The 17241-nt window shown below is 72.1% G+C and carries 10 protein-coding genes and 1 tRNA gene; 8 read left to right on the top strand and 3 right to left on the bottom strand.

Annotated features, from left to right (window positions below; all coding sequences use genetic code 11):
* Positions 1-282 precede the first annotated feature (282 nt).
* Positions 283-978: a TetR/AcrR family transcriptional regulator gene (locus HFV08_RS19200; RefSeq protein ID WP_168540954.1), complete on the bottom strand. Its 696-nt coding sequence runs from the start codon at positions 976-978 to the stop codon at positions 283-285.
* Between the two features lie 364 nt (positions 979-1342).
* Here HFV08_RS19200 and HFV08_RS19195 point away from each other — a divergent pair, with 364 nt between their 5' ends.
* Positions 1343-2620: a M6 family metalloprotease domain-containing protein gene (locus HFV08_RS19195; protein ID WP_168540953.1), complete on the top strand. Its 1278-nt coding sequence runs from the start codon at positions 1343-1345 to the stop codon at positions 2618-2620.
* Between the two features lie 369 nt (positions 2621-2989).
* Positions 2990-4588 (top strand): SNIPE associated domain-containing protein, encoded by a 1599-nt coding sequence (locus HFV08_RS19190; RefSeq protein WP_246341871.1) that lies wholly within the window; start codon positions 2990-2992, stop codon positions 4586-4588.
* A 212-nt stretch (positions 4589-4800) separates the two neighbouring features.
* Here the strand turns inward: HFV08_RS19190 and HFV08_RS19185 are convergent.
* Positions 4801-4876, bottom strand: a tRNA-Arg gene (locus tag HFV08_RS19185).
* 888 nt (positions 4877-5764) lie between these two features.
* Here HFV08_RS19185 and HFV08_RS19175 point away from each other — a divergent pair.
* The 6 genes from HFV08_RS19175 to HFV08_RS19150 all read left to right on the top strand — a co-directional run bounded on the left by HFV08_RS19175 (position 5765) and on the right by HFV08_RS19150 (position 15162).
* On the top strand, positions 5765-8464 hold the full coding sequence (locus tag HFV08_RS19175) for a Pls/PosA family non-ribosomal peptide synthetase (protein ID WP_312885717.1): 2700 nt from the start codon (positions 5765-5767) through the stop codon (positions 8462-8464).
* Positions 8461-11298 (top strand): non-ribosomal peptide synthetase family protein, encoded by a 2838-nt coding sequence (locus HFV08_RS19170; protein ID WP_168540952.1) that lies wholly within the window; start codon positions 8461-8463, stop codon positions 11296-11298. Before HFV08_RS19175 ends, HFV08_RS19170 begins: the two co-directional genes overlap by 4 nt.
* Positions 11298-12299 (top strand): TauD/TfdA family dioxygenase, encoded by a 1002-nt coding sequence (locus HFV08_RS19165; RefSeq protein WP_168540951.1) that lies wholly within the window; start codon positions 11298-11300, stop codon positions 12297-12299. The genes HFV08_RS19170 and HFV08_RS19165 overlap by 1 nt, the downstream gene beginning before the upstream one ends.
* Positions 12296-13381, top strand: coding sequence for a 2,3-diaminopropionate biosynthesis protein SbnB (gene sbnB, locus HFV08_RS19160; RefSeq protein ID WP_168540950.1), 1086 nt, complete (start codon positions 12296-12298; stop codon positions 13379-13381). Before HFV08_RS19165 ends, sbnB begins: the two co-directional genes overlap by 4 nt.
* Positions 13382-13544: 163 nt before the next feature.
* Positions 13545-14594 (top strand): 2,3-diaminopropionate biosynthesis protein SbnA, encoded by a 1050-nt coding sequence (gene sbnA / locus HFV08_RS19155; RefSeq protein WP_168540949.1) that lies wholly within the window; start codon positions 13545-13547, stop codon positions 14592-14594.
* A 10-nt stretch (positions 14595-14604) separates the two neighbouring features.
* Positions 14605-15162: a glutathione peroxidase gene (locus HFV08_RS19150; RefSeq protein WP_168540948.1), complete on the top strand. Its 558-nt coding sequence runs from the start codon at positions 14605-14607 to the stop codon at positions 15160-15162.
* Positions 15163-15247: 85 nt separating this feature from the next.
* Here the strand turns inward: HFV08_RS19150 and HFV08_RS19145 are convergent, their stop codons facing one another.
* Positions 15248-17083 (bottom strand): DUF8823 domain-containing protein, encoded by a 1836-nt coding sequence (locus tag HFV08_RS19145; RefSeq protein ID WP_168540947.1) that lies wholly within the window; start codon positions 17081-17083, stop codon positions 15248-15250.
* Positions 17084-17241 lie beyond the last annotated feature (158 nt).

Genomic DNA, 17241 nt, shown 5'->3' with positions numbered 1-17241 from the left:
TGCGGTCGGAAAACTGGCAGGACGGGCCCACGACACCGGTCGGATGGGCTCGGCCGGGCCGGATCAGGGCGTCAGAGGCCCCGGTCACGGCGCGCGAAGGCTGAAGGAAGAAGAGGAGAGAGGGAAAGAGGAAGGAGAGAGGGGAGGCTCGGGTTCGTTCGTCGCTCGTCGTTCGTATCGGTTCGGGAGTTCGGGGTCGGTCGGAAGGGGTGGCTCGGGGAGGACGGTCGGGGTCGTGGTCGGGAGGGGAGAGCCGGGGGGCGCCGCGGCGGATCGTTCCGCTCAGGCGCCCGGGGGCACCCCCAAGGAGGCGGGCGCACCGGGGAGTTCGGAGTGCGCGGGCGCCCTGAGACCGTCGAGGAAGATCTCCAGGTGGCGGCGGAAGTACGCGTCGAGGTCCAGGCAGACGGTGCCGGGCAGCGGCCTGGAGAGGTGGGCGAGGGCGACCAGGAGATCCTCGACGGTGACGTCGGTGCGCAGCTGCCCCGCCGCGCGCGCCCGCTCCATGAGTGCTTCCACATCGGCGTTGATGCGGGCACGGGCGGCCACGAGATCCGGGTGGTTCTGGTCGAAGTCCGTGAAGCGCAGAGAGCAGAGGGCCCCGATCCGCTCGGCGGCGGCACCATGCGCGAAACGCCGGAGCGCTCCGAAGGCATCCGCCCCGCCGGGGTCTTCGTCGGCCCCGTTCCGCGCGGCGGCGGTGTCGTCGTCGGTCTCGGCGAGCAGCTCCCGCGCGAGTCCTTCGACGTTCCCCATGACCTCCAGGAAGACGGCGTGCATCAGCGCCGAACGATCCGGGAAATGCCGGTAAAGCGTAGCATTCCCGAGACCCGCCCGACGCGCGACCTCGTCGAGGGCGGCCTCGGCGCCGAGTTCGACGAACATCTCGCGGGCGGCCGTGACGATCCGCTCCCGGTTGCGCAGGGCATCCGCCCTCGGCCGGGTCCCCCGGCGCTGCGTCTGGGCTGCGGTGCTCACGGCGTACTCCTCACTTCTCGGTCGCTCTGCTGCGGTGGTCCGCGATCCGGGGATCGAGTCCCCGCTTCATCCGGACACCCTGCTAAACGGGGAACGACCCCCCGGTAATTCCCCGCCGCCTGTGACCTGCCTCACCCCGGCCCCCGCCCCCTCCTCGCCCCGGTCCTCACCCCGGCCCCGACCCGGCTCCTCCCGGTCCGAGCACACCCGCCCGCCGCCCACCACACCCCGTACCGCCCCGCATCCCGGACCGGCGGAAACCCACGATCGGCGGCACTCAGCGCGCGCCCCGGCCCCGCTCCGAAACAGGCTGAGCACAGGGCGCAGCCGGGCCGCGGGCTGCCGCGGAGCGGAAGGCGCACGCATGAGCAGCAGCCGGATACGCGGCGCCCGCCGCACCTCCGCCCTCGCCGCCCTCAGCGCATTCGTCCTCGCGGCGACCACCTCCGCCAGCGCGGGCCGGCTCCTCGCGGACTCGGCCACCGCCGCGGGCCCGGTGGCCCAGGCCAGGGGCGCCGCCCTCGGCCCCTGCATGATCAAGGGCTCCAGCGGGGTCCAGATGTCCGAGGGCATCCCGACCGGCCCCGGCTACGCCCGCGCCACCGGCACCGTGCACGCCCTGAACCTGATGGTCGACTTCCCCGACGCCCGCGGCGAGGGCAGCGCCCTGGACCGCCTCGCCGAGTTCTTCCCGCAGACCCAGGAGTGGTTCCGCACCAGCTCCTACGGCCGCCTCGACTACCGCCCGGCCGCCCCCGTACCGCACTGGCTGCGCATGCCCAAGCCCTTCAAGCAGTACGGGATAGAGCGCGGCGCGCCCTTCGACCCGGGCTACCGCGGCCTCGTCGACGACATCGTGAAGGCCGCCGACCCCGAGGTGGACTTCCGCGACTACGACATCGTCAACATCATCGCGACGCCCAACGCGGGCCCCTCCGCCCTGGACACCGTCCTGTCGGTCACCTTCGCGGGCAACCGGGAGGCGCCGGTCGCCGACGGCATACCGCTCTCCAACACCTCGTTCGTCTACAGCCGCCAGGACGACGGCTCCGGCTCCTACGCGGAGACCGGCTACCGGGTGCTGCCGCACGAGAACAGCCACACCTTCGGCCTGCCCGACCTCTACACCCAGGACGGCGGCGGGGCGGCCGGCCACTGGGACATCATGAGCGAGGACTGGGGCGCCGACAACGACCTCCTCGGCTGGCACAAGTGGAAGCTCGGCTGGCTCGACGACAAGCAGGTCGACTGCGCCTCCTCCCCCGGCACCAGCGACCACACCCTCGGCCCGCTCTCCCGCTCCGGCGGCAAGAAGATGGTCTTCGTCCCCGTCAGCGGCACCGCGGGCTACGCCGCCGAGGTCCACGTCCGCGGCGGCAACGACGCCTCCGTCTGCCGCCCCGGCGTCCTCGTCTACCGCGTCGACGCCGACGTGGACACCGGCCACGGCCCGATCGCCGTCTCCGACGCCACCGAGGACAGCGGCGGCTGCACCCGCAGCCCCAACGTCCACGCCGAACTCTCCGACGCCGCCTACACCCCCGGCCAGACCTTCACCGACCCGAGCACCGGCGTCCGCATCTCGGTGAGCAAGGGGGGCGGGGACGGGGAGTACCGGGTGCGGGTGAGCAGGCGGGGGTGAGTACCGCGGCCGTCCCGGCGTCCTGCGCGGCTGTGTCGCACCGCTCGTGCCGACTGGCCCCCGCCGAAAGCATCGACTCGTCCGGCGAGTTGGGAGGCGCCACTGCCCGCTTGCGTTTCGGGTCGTGACCTGGGGTAGCTCCGCCATGACCGCGTTCGACCGGCGAAGGGCCGTCCTGACAGCGGCCGGAGTCCATCGGCTCCCTGCCGCCTGTCCACCTCGTCGGACCCACTGCCGGGAGGCCGAGAACAGGAGAGGGCAGGACGAAGGCCCACAAGGCCGAGTACGTTCGACTCGGCCCGCCGGCTGCAGGGCGGCATCGGGGTTATGCCGGCCGTCTCTCGCCCTCGCGACAGGAGTCGTTGCCCCATGACCTACCGGTTCAACCCGCCGCCCACCTGGCCCGCCCCGCCGGAGGGATGGAGCCCGCCACCGGGCTGGGAACCGGATCCCGCATGGCCCACACCCCCAGGCTGGCAGATCTGGATCCCGGACGAGGCCGCGCCGCAGCCGAGCGCATCCGTTCCTCAGCAGTCCCCCTACGGCCCCCAGGCGACGGTCACGACCACAAGCGGGGGTCTGTTCGGCCGACGCCGCAAGCAAGCGGAGTCCGAGGCGGCGCGTCTGGCGGGCGAGCTGGCGCTGCGGGAGACACAGGTAAGCGGGCTGCAGGAAGACAACCGTCAGCTGACGGAGCAGTTAAGTCGTCTCATCGGAGCCGACAGCGCTCAGATAGCCGCCGAGCAGCAGCGACTGCGCCGCGCGCATGAAGAGAAGCTCCAGGAGATCGGACGGATCGACGCTCTCCTCGACGAGAAGGTGGAGCACGCCGCGGAGAGCGCCGCGCAGTCCCTGGTCGATGTGCGCCGCCAAGCCGACGCCATAGCTCGCCAGACGGTGGAGGCCGAACAGCGCCTCACGGCCGCGCGCCGGGATCTGGTGCTCACCGATGAGACGCGGATGCTGCAAGAGGCAGGCATTTACGAATACCGCCATCCGCTCGCCGACACGCTCGCCTACAAGGACCGGCTCGACGGTCTCAAGGCCCGCTACAAACAGTTGGCGAAGGACGATCGGGCAGTGCTCGGGAACCAGTACTGGATGGTGGACGGCTCAGCTGCCAAGGGCCGCAAGATGGTCCGTGACTTCTCCAAGCTGATGCTGCGCGCGTACAACGCGGAGGCGGACAACGCGGTGCGCGGCATGAAGCCGCACCGGCTCGACTCGCTGATCGACCGGCTCGGCAAGACGCGGGAGTCGATCGCCCGGCTCGGCGCCACCATGCAGATCCGCATCGGCGACGACTACCACCAGTTGCGGGTCCAGGAGTTGGAGCTGACGGCGGACTACCTGGTGAGGAAGGAGACCGAGCGGGAGGAGCAGCGGGAGCTACGAGCCCAGCAGCGCGAAGAGGAACGCATGCAGCGCGAGATCGAGCGCGAGCGGCAGCGGCTGGAGAAGGAACGCAGCCACTACGAGGGCGCCCTGCGCCGCCTGCGCTCCGGCACCGGCGATGAGGCCGCCATCGCCGAACTCGAAGGAAAGCTCGCCGAGTTGGGCGCCGAACTGGAGGCGGTCGAGGCCCGCGAGGCCAACATCCGGGCCGGATACGTCTACGTCATCTCCAACGTCGGGGCGTTCGGCGAACGCATGGTCAAGATCGGCATGACCCGGCGCCTCGATCCCATGGACCGCGTCATCGAACTCGGGGACGCGTCTGTCCCCTTCCGCTTCGACGTGCACGCCCTGATCTTCAGTGAGGACGCCGTCGGCCTGGAACGCCGCCTGCACCAGGAGTTCGAGTCCCGCCGCGTCAACCGGGTAAACCTGCGCCGGGAGTTCTTCTACGTCACACCGGCAGACGTACGCGCCGCCCTGCAGCGGTTCGCCGGACAGCACCTCCTGGAGTTCCAGGACACGCCCGAGGCTCCTGAATGGAGGGCCAGCCAGACCGCAGCCGGACGGTGACGGGCTCGACTCAGCAGGCCTCGTCCGGTGCGTCCAGACGGCAGGCGGCGCCATCCAGACTGATCCAGGTTGCCCTCCTGGGCGGGCCCTCGGCCGAAGAGGGAGCGTCTGCGCCGCTGAGCTCGGAAGGCCGGCTGCGGCGGGTGCGGGTTTTCAGGAGTGGGGAGACCACAAGAAGGCCCCGGACCATGATCGGTCCGGGGCCTTATGCCTGGTGCCCCCGGCAGGATTCGAACCTGCGACACCCGCTTTAGGAGAGCGGTGCTCTATCCCCTGAGCTACGAAGGCGGGGTCTGTCGGGTAGGTCTCCGAGGTCGCCCGGAGGTGGGCGGATCGGGGGTCTGTTCCCGGCAGTCTTGTGGTGCTCGCGGACGGTGAGGTCTGCGCCACCGCGGACAGTGTAGCGGGTGGTGATCAGGGCGTGGCGGGCTGGCGGGGCCGTCCGCAGAAATAGGGATCGTCGGCCTTACCGGAGTGGGGGCAGCAGCCCCCGGAGCAGTTCGATGGGCTTTTCGCATATGCCCGAGTGATGTTCCGTTGCTGGTCGAGCGAGTGCTGTCCGGAGTTCGAGATGGCTTTTCAGAAGTAGAGACAGTTCGCAAAGCGGTCAATCCGGACCTGCTGCAGTATCGAATCAAGGTCATGACGTCCGACCGCGGCGAGATCCGAGCGTGCGAGGGACGGCATCGGCCTTCCTTCGGGCCGAGCCGCCCCCGCGCCCGGCGCACCGTCCACCTCACGAGTCGCCCGCACGGGTCGGTACCGGAGGAGCGCAGAGGCCCGGCCAACGCCTCGCACCCGGCACGAAGCGCCGGAACCGTTCAGGGAGCGCACATGAGGGGAAAGCCAGTCGAAGTGCTGCCCGCCGACCGGGAGGAACCCTCCTCGGCCGGCAGCGGCCCCACCACTTCGCAGGCATCGTTCGAAGACGCCCAGTCGATACAGCCGATACATCGGACAGAGCAGACACAAGCAGAGGGCGACGGTCAGTACGTCCCCGCCGAGGACGAGGCCGTAGGCGTACGAGACGAAGCCCCGGACGTACGAGCCGAGGGCGAGTCCGCAGGCGTAGACGCGGGTCTACGAGACGAAGCCCGGTACGAACGGACGGACGGCCCCCCGCCCCCGGCGGACGACGGCGCACAACTCGGTAACGCGGAGAGGGAGTTCGCCGCAGTGCTCGCCGAGGTGCTGCACGTGGACGAAGTGGCGGCTGACAGTAACTTCTTCGAGGAGTTGGGTGCGGACTCCCTGGTGATGGCGCACTTCTGCGCACGGGTCCGGAAGCGGGGCGACCTGCCGCAGGTGTCGATGCGGGACGTCTACAAGTACCCCACGGTCGGCGCACTCGCGGACGCTCTCGCCGCCCCCGTACCCACCCCCGTACCTGCCCCCACGCCGCAGGCCACCGGGAGCGGTGAGACCACCGAGGTCGCGGAAGCCCGTGGGATCGCCGAGCCGACCGAGACCGCCACGAGCATCCGGACCGCCGCGACGAGCGAGACCACCGAGCCCCCCGCGCCCGCCCCCACCACAGCACCAACAAGAGCAGCGACGGCGACGGCGACGGGCACAGCCGCAAACACAGCCACAGCCACAGCCACGACAGCACCCGACGACACCTCAGCACCCCCCGCACCCCCGGCGAAACCCGACCCCCCACCCCGCACGCCCCGCACCAACACCCCCCACTACCTCCTCTGCGGAGCCCTGCAACTCCTCGCGTTTCTCGGCTACTCCTGTGTGGTCGCGGTCGTGGCGGTCCAGGGGTACGAGTGGATCTCCGCGGGTGCCGGTGCCGTCGAGGCCTATCTGCGGGCGGTGGCCGTCGGCACCGGGGCCTTCCTCGCCCTGTGCGGGCTGCCGATTGCCCTGAAGTGGCTGCTGGTCGGGCGGTGGAAGCCGCGGGAGATCCGGGTCTGGAGCCTGGACTATGTGCGCTTCTGGACCGTGAAGACCCTGGTGAGATCCAACCCGCTGGTGCTCTTCGTGGGTTCGCCGCTCTACGTGCTCTACCTCCGGGCGCTCGGTGCCCGCGTCGGCAAGGGCGTCAGCGTCTTCACCCGCAACCTGCCGGTCTGCACCGACCTGCTCACGGTGGGCGCCGGCACGGTCATCCGCAAGGACTCCTTCCTCAGCTGCTACCGGGCCCGGGACGGGGTGATCCAGACCGGTGCCGTCGTCCTCGGCCGGGACGCGGTGGTCAGCGAGGCCACCGTCCTCGACATCGGGACCACGATGGGCGACCGCGCCCAGCTCGGCCACGCCTCCTCGCTGCACCGCGGGCAGGCGGTCCCCGACGGCGAGCACTGGCACGGCTCCCCGGCCCAGCGCGGCGACGCCGACTTCCTGCCGCTGGACCCGGCAGAGTGCGGCACCCGGCGCAGGGCGCTGCACAGCCTGCTGCAACTGCTCGCCGCCCTGCTGGTGTACGTCCCCCTCGCGGTCGGCGGCGCGGGCATCCTGCTCGCCGAGGTCCCGCAGCTGAACGCGGCCCTCGAACCGGGGGCGACCGCGCTCACCGGCTGGGTCTTCTACGGCGAGGCGCTCGCCGCCTCCCTGCTGCTCTTCTTCGGCACCACCCTGCTCGGCGTGCTCCTGGTGGCCACGCTTCCCCGGCTGCTCGGCCGCACCGTCCGCCCCGGCCGGGTCTATCCGCTCTACGGCTACCACTACGCGGCGCACCGCCTGATCATGCTCGCCACCAACCGGCGCTTTCTGACCCGGCTGTTCGGCGACAGCTCCGGCATCGTGCACTATCTGCGCTACCTCGGATACGACCTCTCCCGCGTCCAGCAGACCGGCTCCAACTTCGGCACCGACGTCCGCCACGAGACGCCGTATCTGAGCACCGTGGGGACCGGCACGATGGTGGCCGACGGGCTCTCGATCGCCAACGCCGACTTCTCCAGCAGCTCCTTCCGGGTGGCGCCGGTGGCCATCGGGCCCCGCAACTTCCTCGGCAACCGGATCACCTACCCGACGCGGGGCAGGACGGGCGAGAACTGCCTGCTGGCGACGAAGGTCATGGTCCCGGTGGACGGGCCCGTACGGGAGGGGGTCGGGCTGCTCGGCTCGCCCGCCTTCGAGATACCGCGGTCCGTCCAGCGGGACAGCAGCTTCGACCGGCTGAAGAGCGGCGAGGAGCTGGAGAGCCTGCTGCCCGCCAAGAACCGGCACAACGCGGCCACCATGGCGCTGTATCTGCTGGTGCGGTGGCTGCACTTCTTCGGGATCACGCTGCTCGTCTCGGGCGCCGCGGAGCTGTACACCGCCTTCGGCGCACTCGCGATCGCGCTCGGCAACGTCCTGGTGGTGCTCTTCACCGCCGTGTACTACGTCCTCGTCGAGCGGATCGTGACCGCGCGGCACGCGCTGCGCCCGCTGTTCTGCTCGATCTACGACATCCGCTTCTGGCGCCGCGAGCGGTACTGGAAGGTGCCCTCGGAGACCTATCTGCGGCTCTTCAACGGCACCCCGTACAAGAGCCTCGTCTGGCGCGTGCTCGGGGTCCGGATCGGGCGGCGGGTCTTCGACGACGGCTGCTCGCTGACCGAGCGGACGATGGTCAGCATCGGCGACGGCTGCACGCTCAACGCCGGAAGCGTCGTCCAGTGCCACTCGCAGGAGGACGGCACCTTCAAGTCCGACCGCGTGGCGATCGGTTCCGGCTGCACCCTCGGGGTCGGCGCCTTCGCGCACTACGGCATCGCGCTCGGCGACGGCGCGGAACTGGCCCCCGACTCCTTCCTGATGAAGGGCGAGACGGTACCGCGGCACGCGCTGTGGGGCGGCAACCCGGCCCGGCCCTTCCCGCAGGACGGGGTCCAGCCCCTTCCGGGGGACGCCGACGGCGAGCGGAGGCAGCAGCCATGACGGCCACCATTCCCCGCTGGACCCGCGCCCCCGCCCCCGGGACCGCGCACCTGGACGCACCACTGTCCGGCGAACTCATCACCTCCGTACGGAAGTTGGCCGAGTCGGAGGGGACGGCCCCCGGTGCGGTGCTGCTCGCCGCCCATGCCAAGGTGCTCGCCGCACTCACCGGCGGACGCGAGGTGACGACCGGCTGCGTCGACCACCCGGGAGGCCCGCCGGTACCCCTTCGCCTGACCGTGGCGGACGGCTCCTGGCGGTCGCTGATCCGGGAGACGGCACGGGTCTCGGAAGCGGGACGGGTCTCGGAAGCAGCACGGGTCACGGAAGCGGGACGGGCCGCGGCCCCCTCGGATCACCGGCGTCGGGACGACCGGCGGCAGGACGGCCAACAGGAGGCTGAGTACAGCCAGTTGGCACCCGCCCCGGAGACCATCCTCGACCCGACGGGCATCTCCCCGGGAGGCACCCTCCCGGCGGACAGCAGCCTCGCAAGCAACAACCCCGCAGGCAGCGACCAGACAGCGAGCGACCAGGCAGGCAACAACCCGTCGGCCGAGGACCGAGAACCCCCTCTCGCCCCGGCCACCGTCCTCTCCCTCACTCTCCTCCGGCCGCCCCACCAGCCCCACTCGCCCCAACTCGACGCCCCCGCCTGGACCTTGCGCCTGCGCTACCGGACCGACGTACTGGACGAAGAAGCCGCCGCGCGGATCGCCGGATACCACCGCACCGCGCTCGCCCTCCTCACCGGCGATCCGGAGGCGGCACATGAGCGCCAAAGCCTGCTGTCCGCCGAGGAGTTGGATCTCCAGCTCTACGGACTCGCCGGGCCGGAGCGGGAGTTGCCGGATCAGCGGTTCCACGAGCTGTTCGAGGAGCGGGTACGGGAGCGCCCGGAGGAGGTCGTCGCGGTGTGCGGCGCCCGGGAGTTGACGTACCGGGAGCTGAACCGGCGGGCCAACCGGCTGGCGCACGCGCTGCTCGACGCGGGCCTGCGGCGGCAGGAGGTCGTCGCGGTGGTCGCGGAGCGCACACCGGAGTGGATGGCCGCGGTCCTCGCGGTGTTCAAGGCCGGTGGCGCCTATCTGCCCGTCGAGCCGCACTTCCCGGCCGAGCGGGTGGCCACCATGCTCGGCCGCGCCTCCTGCCGTCTCGTGCTGAGCGCGCCCGGCGCCACCGCCGCCCTGACGCGCGCCCGGGAGACGGTGCCCGGGCTCCGGGTGCTGTCCCTCGGGGAGGCGGACGAGGAGAGCCACAAGGACAGCGACCCCGGCATCCGGGTGGCCCCGGACGATCTCGCCTACCTCTACTTCACCTCCGGTTCGACCGGCGAGCCCAAGGGCGCCATGTGCGAGCACGCGGGCATGCTCAACCATCTCCTGGCCAAGACAGGGGACTTGGGGATCGGCGAGGGCGATGTCGTCGCGCAGACCGCGCCGCAGTGCTTCGACATCTCGCTGTGGCAGCTGCTCGCCGGGCCGCTGGCGGGCGGCCGGACGCTGCTCGTACCGCAGCAAGTGGTCCTGGATGTGGAGGAGTTCCTCGACACGCTCGTCCGGGGGCGGGTCAACGTGCTCCAGGTGGTGCCCTCCTACCTGGAGGTCGTGCTGTCCGCCCTGGAGCGGAATCCGCGCCGGCTCCCCGATCTGCGCTGTGTGTCGGTGACCGGCGAGGCGCTGCGCAGGGAACTGGTCGAGCGGTGGTTCGCCGCCCGGCCCGGGGTCCGGCTGGTCAACGCCTACGGGCTCACCGAGACCTCCGACGACACCAACCACGAGATCATGGACCGGGTGCCGGAGGGCGACCGCGTGCCCATCGGGCGGCCGGTGCGCAATGCCCGGGTCTATGTCGTCGACGAACGGCTGGCCCCCGTGCCGCTCGGCGCCCCCGGTGCCCTGGTGTTCTCCGGGGTCTGCGTGGGCCGCGGGTACGTGGGCGACCCGGAGCGCACCGCGGCGGCGTACACCGCCGACCCGTACCGCGCGGGCGAACGGCTGTACCAGGGCGGTGACTTCGGGCGCTGGCGGCCCGGCGGCACGCTGGAGTTCCTCGGCCGCCGGGACAGCCAGGTCAAGATCCGGGGCTTCCGGATCGAGATCGGCGAGATCGAGAGCGCACTGCTGCGGACGCCGGGTGTGCGGGACACCGCGGTGGTGGTCTCGCCCCCGGCCGGGCAGGGGCAGCGCCTGATCGCCTTCTGCGCCGGGCCGCACCCGCTCGCCCCGGAGGCACTGCGGGCCCGTCTCGCCGAGACGCTGCCCGCGTATATGGTGCCCGCCGCCTTCCGCTGGCTGGACGCCCTGCCGCTGACCGCCAACGGCAAGACCGACCGGGGGGCGCTCACGACCCGCGCCGAGCACCTCGACTCCGTACCCGAATCCGGCCCCGTACCCGTACCCGACGCCGACCCCGTACCCGAAGCCGAGGCCGACTCCGAGGCCGACTCCGGAGCCGGTACGGATACGGGTACGGGTCCAGGTCCGGGTTCCGGCCCGGTCGCCCCCGGCTCCCGTACCGAGGAGCGGCTGGCCGCCGCCTGGGCCGAGGTGCTCGGCGTCCCGCGGGCGCGGATCGGGCGGCGGGACGACTTCTTCGGGCTGGGCGGCACCTCGCTCACCGGCGTGCGGCTGGCGATCTCCCTCGACCGGGAGGTCTCGCTGCGGGACCTCACCGAGTACCCGGTCCTCGCCGACCTGGCCGCACTCGTCGACGCACGCGGGCGGCGGCGCGCGCCGCAGCCGTCCCCGTCACAGCCACAGCCACAGCCGGATCAGCAGCCGCAGCCGCAGCGACCGGCCCCCGGAACCCCCGGGACGGAAAGGAGCACATGATGTCGTCCTCACTCCCCGCCGCGCTCCTCGAACGGGAGCGCCCCGGCGAACCACCGCTGGTGTACGCCGACTCCGGTGCGGACGCGGCGCGTTGGGTGGCCGGGCAGCGGGACGAGCTGTCGGCCGCGGTCGTCGCGCACGGCGCCGTCATGGTGCGCGGACTCGCCCTCGGCGGGCCCGAGGAGGCCGCCGCGGTCCTCGGCGCCCTGGACGCCGCCCCGGTGGCCGAGCGGGAGGCCTTCGCCCCCCGGCAGAGGTACCGCGAGGGCGTCTACTCCTCCGTGAAGTGGCCGCCGAACCAGCCGATGTGCATGCACCACGAGCTGAGCTACACCCTGGAGTTCCCCGGGCTGCTGCTCTTCGCCTGCCTCAGCGCCCCCGAGAGCGGCGGCGCGACCGGGGTGGCCGACGCGGCCGCGGTGCTCGACGCGCTGCCCGCCGCGCTGACCGAGCGCTTCGCGCGCGAAGGCTGGCTGCTCACCCGCAGCTACAACAACGAGATCGGCGCCTCCCTGACCGAGGCCTTCGGCACCGAGGACCCCGCGGCCATCGAGCGCTACTGCCGCGCCCAGGCCGTCGACTGCGCCTGGCAGCCGGACGGTTCGCTCCGCACCCGCCAGCACCGCAGCGCCGTCGTGCGCCATCCGGTCAGCGGCCGGGCCTGCTGGTTCAACCAGATCGCCTTCCTCAACGAGTGGACGATGGCCCCCGAGGTGCGCGAGTACCTGATCGAGGAGTACGGCCCCGAGGGGCTGCCCTTCAACACCCGCCACGGGAACGGCGATCCGATCGACGAGCACACCGTGGACACCCTCAACCAGGTCTACGCCGCGCACACCCTGCGCCGCCCCTGGCAGCGCGGCGACCTGCTGCTCGTCGACAACATCCGCGCCGCGCACAGCCGGGAGCCCTACGAAGGACCGCGGGACGTGGTCGTGGCCATGGGCGGCCCGGTGCGTCTGGCCGACTGCGCGCCCACAGCCGAGGTGAGGTTCCCATGACGACCGCCCGCACCGCCGCCCGTACCACCGCCCCCGTCACCGCGCCCGCCGCGGCCGAGGAGCTGCCCGACGTCCCCAGCTTCGCCGTCATCCCCGGCGCCCAGGTCCACGAGGCGCTGCGGGGCCGCGAGGCGGAGATCGTGGCCGTGGTCGAGGAGACCTACCGGCTGCACGCCGCCGGGGCCTCGGTGAACCCGCCGTCCTCCTTCCTGCGGTTCCCCGACCGCCGCTCCTCGCGGATCATCGCGCTGCCCGCCTCGATCGGCGGCGAGGTGGACGGGGTGAAGTGGATCTCCAGCTTCCCGGGGAACGTACGCGCCGGGATCCCGCGCGCCTCGGCCGTGCTGATCCTCAACGACCAGGCCACCGGCTACCCCTTCGCCTGCCTGGAGAGCTCCATCATCAGCGCGACCAGGACCGCCGCCTCGGCGGCGTCCGCGGCCGACCGGCTCAGCCGCGGGCGGCCCCGGCCGGTGCGGATCGGCTTCGTGGGGGCGGGCCTGATCGCCCGCTACATCCACACCTTCCTGGCCGGCACCGGCTGGTCCTTCGAGGAACTCGGCGTCCACGACCTGTCCGCGGGCAGCGCCGCCGGATTCCGTACGTACCTGGAGCAGTCCGGTGCCGCCGGCCGGGTCACCGTGCACGAGAGCGCCGAGGAGCTGATCCGCACCAGCGACCTGGTGGTCTTCGCCACGGTCGCCGCCGAGCCGCATGTCACCGAGCCCGGCTGGTTCGCGCACCACCCGGTGGTCCTGCACGTCTCGCTGCGGGATCTGGCCCCCGAGGTGCTGCTCGCCTCGGCCAACATCGTCGACGACGTCGAGCACTGCCAGCGGGCCGCCACCTCGACCCAGCTGACCGAGGAGCGCACCGGCAACCGGGACTTCCTCACCGGCACCCTCGACGACGTCATCGCCGGGCGGGTGCGGGTGCCCGCGGACCGGCCCGCGGTGTTCTCGCCGTTCGGGCTCGGGGTGCTCGACCTCGCGGTCGGCAAGTACGTCTACGAGGAGGTGGCCCGCTCCGGGGAGCTCCAGGTCATCGACAGCTTCTTCCACGAACTGCGCAGACACGGCTGAGGAGTCGGGGGACCGTCCGGAAACCGGCAGGCGAGAGGAGGCAGGCCGTGCCCGACCACCACCCGTAGCCCAGCCCGCCCGTACCGCCGGGTCCGGCCGGACCTCCGTCCCGCCGGGACCGGACGGTCGAACCGAGGGCGCTCCGCCCCTGGAGGAGACCATCGTGCCTGTCATTTCCGCTCCCCAAGCCTTCAACGAGGAAGACCTCTACGTCGATCTGCGGTCCCTGTGCGCCCATCCGCTGTTCCTCAAGTGCGAGGGCTTCAACTTCTCCGGCTCGATCAAGCTGAAGGCCGCGAACGCGATGGTGGAGGCCGCCGAACGGGACGGAGTGCTGACACCGGAGTCGATCCTGGTCGAGTCCTCCTCGGGCAACCTCGGCGTCGCGCTGAGCATGATCGCCGCCAGCAAGGGCTACCGCTTCCTGTGCGTGACGGACCCCCGCTGCAACCTGACCACCCGGCTGCTGATGAAGGCCCTCGGCAGCCAGGTGCACCTGGTCTCCGGCGGCGAGTCGGGCAGCGGCTACCTCGGGGCCCGCCTCGACTTCATCCGCGACCTCTGCGCCCGTGACGAGCGCTGCGTCTGGCTCAGCCAGTACACCAACCCGGCCAACTGGCAGGCCCACTACGCCCGTACGGCTCCGGCCATCGCGCAGGAGTTCCCCGACCTGGACGTGCTCTTCGTCGGCGCGGGCACCACCGGCACCCTGATGGGCTGCGCCCGCTGGTTCCGCGAGGCGGAGCGGCCGGTGCGGATCGTGGCGGTGGACAGCGTCGGCTCGGTCAGCTTCGGGGGGCCGCCCGGGCGCCGGATGATCCCGGGCCTGGGGATGAGCGTGCGCCCGCCGCTGCTCGACGAGTCCCTGGTCGACGAGGCCGTACGCGTCGAGGAGGCGGAGACCATCCGCACCTGCCACCGCCTGGCCCGGCGCGGCTTCCTCTTCGGCGGCTCCACCGGCACCGTGGTCAGCGGCGCCATGGACTGGCTGGAGCGGCACCGGGCCGAGGACCTCACCGCGGTGGCCATCGCCCCCGACCTCGGCGAGCGCTACCTCGACACCGTCTACCAGGCCAACTGGGTGGAGGGCCTGTACGGCAGCGGGGCCCTCGACGAGGACGAGGAGGCGGACCCCGGCTACCGGGCACCCGGCACCGGCGGGACGCCCGGCGCCGGGGAACCTGCCCCGCCGCGCTCCTTCCTCGGCCAGTAGCATCCGGGGCATGTCAGCCAACGATGCGAACGAGGCCCAGGGCGCGCACACCGCGGACGGGACGGGCACCGCCCGGCCCGGCGTCCACGACGTGGAGATCGGCGCGCTGCGCGGGGGCGCCGCCGACCTCGGGCAGTACCGGGGCCGGGCCGTACTGATCGTGAACGTGGCCTCCCGCTGCGGACTCACCCCCCAGTACGAGGGCCTGGAACGGCTCCACGAGCGCTACGCCCCCCACGGGTTCACCGTCCTCGGGGTGCCCTGCAACCAGTTCATGGGCCAGGAGCCGGGCAGCGCCGAGGAGATCGCCGAGTTCTGCTCCGCGACCTACGGGGTCACCTTCCCGCTGACCGAGAAGATCGAGGTCAACGGCGAGGGGCGGCACCCGCTCTACACGCGCCTGGTGGACACCGCCGACGCGGACGGCCACCGCGGCGACATCCGCTGGAACTTCGAGAAGTTCCTGATCGCCCCCGACGGCACGGTCAGCGCCCGCTTCGCCCCGCAGACGGAACCGGAGTCCGCCGAGATCCGCTCGGCGGTGGAGAAGGTGCTGCCCACCGCCTGAGGCTCAGCGGGGCCGCCCGACGCCCGCCGGGACCGCCCGCCGGGCGCGGGCCGCTCCCGGCCGGGGCGGCTTCCCGGCCGCGGGCTCAGCGCAGTTCCTCCGGGCAGGGCGTCCCGCGCGGCAGCTGGTAGGGGGCGGCGAGGCGGTAGACACCGGGGCCGGGGGCGAGGAGTTCGGTCCACTTGTCGCCGGCCGCGTCCTCCTCGGCCTCCATCAGGCAGCCGTTGGTGTTCCGGTACTCCTTGGGCTCGCCGTCCCCGCGGTCCTTGGAGGCCGGGGTCTCCTGCGGCGCCTTGAGGCTCTTGCCGTTCTCGTTGACCAGCCCGAGCCAGGGCGAGTACGGGATGCGGATCAGCACCCGGCCCGCCCGCTCGACCTCGACGGTCAGCTCGCCCTGGTCGGCGCGGGTGACGCTGGCCGGGGGCTCGGCGAGCGGCGCCGGGTCGGTGACCTCGTACAGCTGCCAGTTCTTGTCGCCCCACAGCAGCTTCAGATAGGGCTGGCCGCGCAGGATCAGCTCGCGTTCGCGCGGGCCGCTGGTGCCGTCCAGGGAGTCCTTGGGCAGCACGATGAAGTGCACGGCCCAGCGCTGGAGCCACTCGTGGTAGTTGGCCGAGTTGAGGGTGTCGTCGTAGAAGAGCGGGTTGCGCTCCATGTCCGCCTGGCGGTTCCAGCCGCGGGCGAGGTTCACGTACGGCGCGAGCGCGGAGGCCTCGCGGTGGCTGCGGGTCGGCACCACCTCGACGCGGCCCTTGTCGGCGCCCTCCTCCTCCAGGTGGTGCACCAGCGGGGCCAGCTCGCGGGCCCAGGAGGCGGCGGGCGTGGTGTGGATGATGTCGATGATGGTCTTGATGGCGATCCAGACCACGAAGCCGAAGACGCCGAAGCTGACGATGTACCAGCGGCGGGTACGGGGCTCGATGAACGGCAGCGCGGCCAGCAGCACCGCCCCGCCGAAGACCATCCCGAGCCGGGTCACATTGGAGCCGATCTGCGAGCTGATCACCCAGGTCAGCAGCACCGCGAGGGCGTAGACCCAGGCCGTGACCCGTACCGTCTTCCAGTCCTTGGGCACGCCCCACGCCACGATCAGCGAGCACAGCAGCGGCGGCCCGGCGGCGATCACGTCCATCGGCTGGGTGCCCGAGAAGGGGAACAGCCAGGCGGACAGGCCGACCACGACGGTGGGCGCGATCCCCAGCGCCCAGGCGCCCGGCCGCCGCTTCTGCAGGAACAGGGCGACCGCGACCAGGCCCACGAACAGCCCCGCGACCGGCGAGGCCGCGGTGGCGATGCCCGCGAGCGGGGCGGCGAGCAGCGCCTTGGCCCAGCGGCGGCGGCGCCAGCGGTGCGGCCAGCAGAAGACCACCGCGACGGCGGCGAGGGCGAACAGGGTGCCGAGTCCGTAGGTCACCCGGCCCGAGATGGCGTTGCAGACCAGTCCGAAGACGCCGAGGAAGGCGGGCGGCAGCACCCGGGAGACCACCCGGCTGCGCACCAGGACGAGGGTGAGGAGGGTCGCCGAGAGGGTGCCCGCGACCATCATCGTGGTGCGCACGCCGAACACCGACATCAGATACGGCGAGACCACGCTGTACGAGACCGGGTGCATCCCGCCGTACCAGGCGAGGTTGTACGCGGAGTCCGGGTGGCGGCCCACGAACTCGGCCCAGGCGTCCTGGGCGGCGAGGTCGCCGCCGCTGTTGGCGAAGACGAAGAACCACACGATGTGCAGCACACCGGCGACCACGGTGACGTACAGGATCGGCCGGGCGCACAGCCACTCCAGCCAGACCGGTCTGCCGCGGGACCGGCCGTCCTTCTCGCTGTCCCGCTGGGCGGGTAGCACTATTCGCGCGCCGGCGTCCGGTTCCTTGTCCGGATCGGCGCCGTCGGCCCGCGTCGGCTCCGCAGTGGCCACTGGAGGAACTCCCCGTAATCAGTCTCGGCGGGGCCGCCTGGGCCCTCGATGTGGTCGCCCCACCACACCGCGCCCGGGAGCACCCCGGTCTGCTGCCCCCGGTCTCGCGACGCTAGCACGGGCCGCCCCGCCGGAACCGGGCGGTCGGCCTGCCCGCG

It is taken from the genome of Streptomyces physcomitrii (genome assembly GCF_012273655.1).
In the GTDB taxonomy this organism is placed as follows: Bacteria; Actinomycetota; Actinomycetes; order Streptomycetales; family Streptomycetaceae; genus Streptomyces; species Streptomyces physcomitrii.
Note: the sequence above shows the minus strand (reverse complement) of the source record. Positions and strands in the feature narration are given on the sequence as shown.

What these genes read in the sequence shown, in the direction of transcription:
- HFV08_RS19165 (WP_168540951.1), top strand. Translation starts at nt 11,298, where the DNA reads ATGTCGTCCTCACTCCCCGCCGCGCTCCTCGAACGGGAGCGCCCCGGC.
- sbnB (WP_168540950.1), top strand. Translation starts at nt 12,296, where the DNA reads ATGACGACCGCCCGCACCGCCGCCCGTACCACCGCCCCCGTCACCGCG.
- HFV08_RS19195 (WP_168540953.1), top strand. Translation starts at nt 1,343, where the DNA reads ATGAGCAGCAGCCGGATACGCGGCGCCCGCCGCACCTCCGCCCTCGCC.
- HFV08_RS19190 (WP_246341871.1), top strand. Translation starts at nt 2,990, where the DNA reads ATGACCTACCGGTTCAACCCGCCGCCCACCTGGCCCGCCCCGCCGGAG.
- HFV08_RS19150 (WP_168540948.1), top strand. Translation starts at nt 14,605, where the DNA reads ATGTCAGCCAACGATGCGAACGAGGCCCAGGGCGCGCACACCGCGGAC.
- HFV08_RS19170 (WP_168540952.1), top strand. Translation starts at nt 8,461, where the DNA reads ATGACGGCCACCATTCCCCGCTGGACCCGCGCCCCCGCCCCCGGGACC.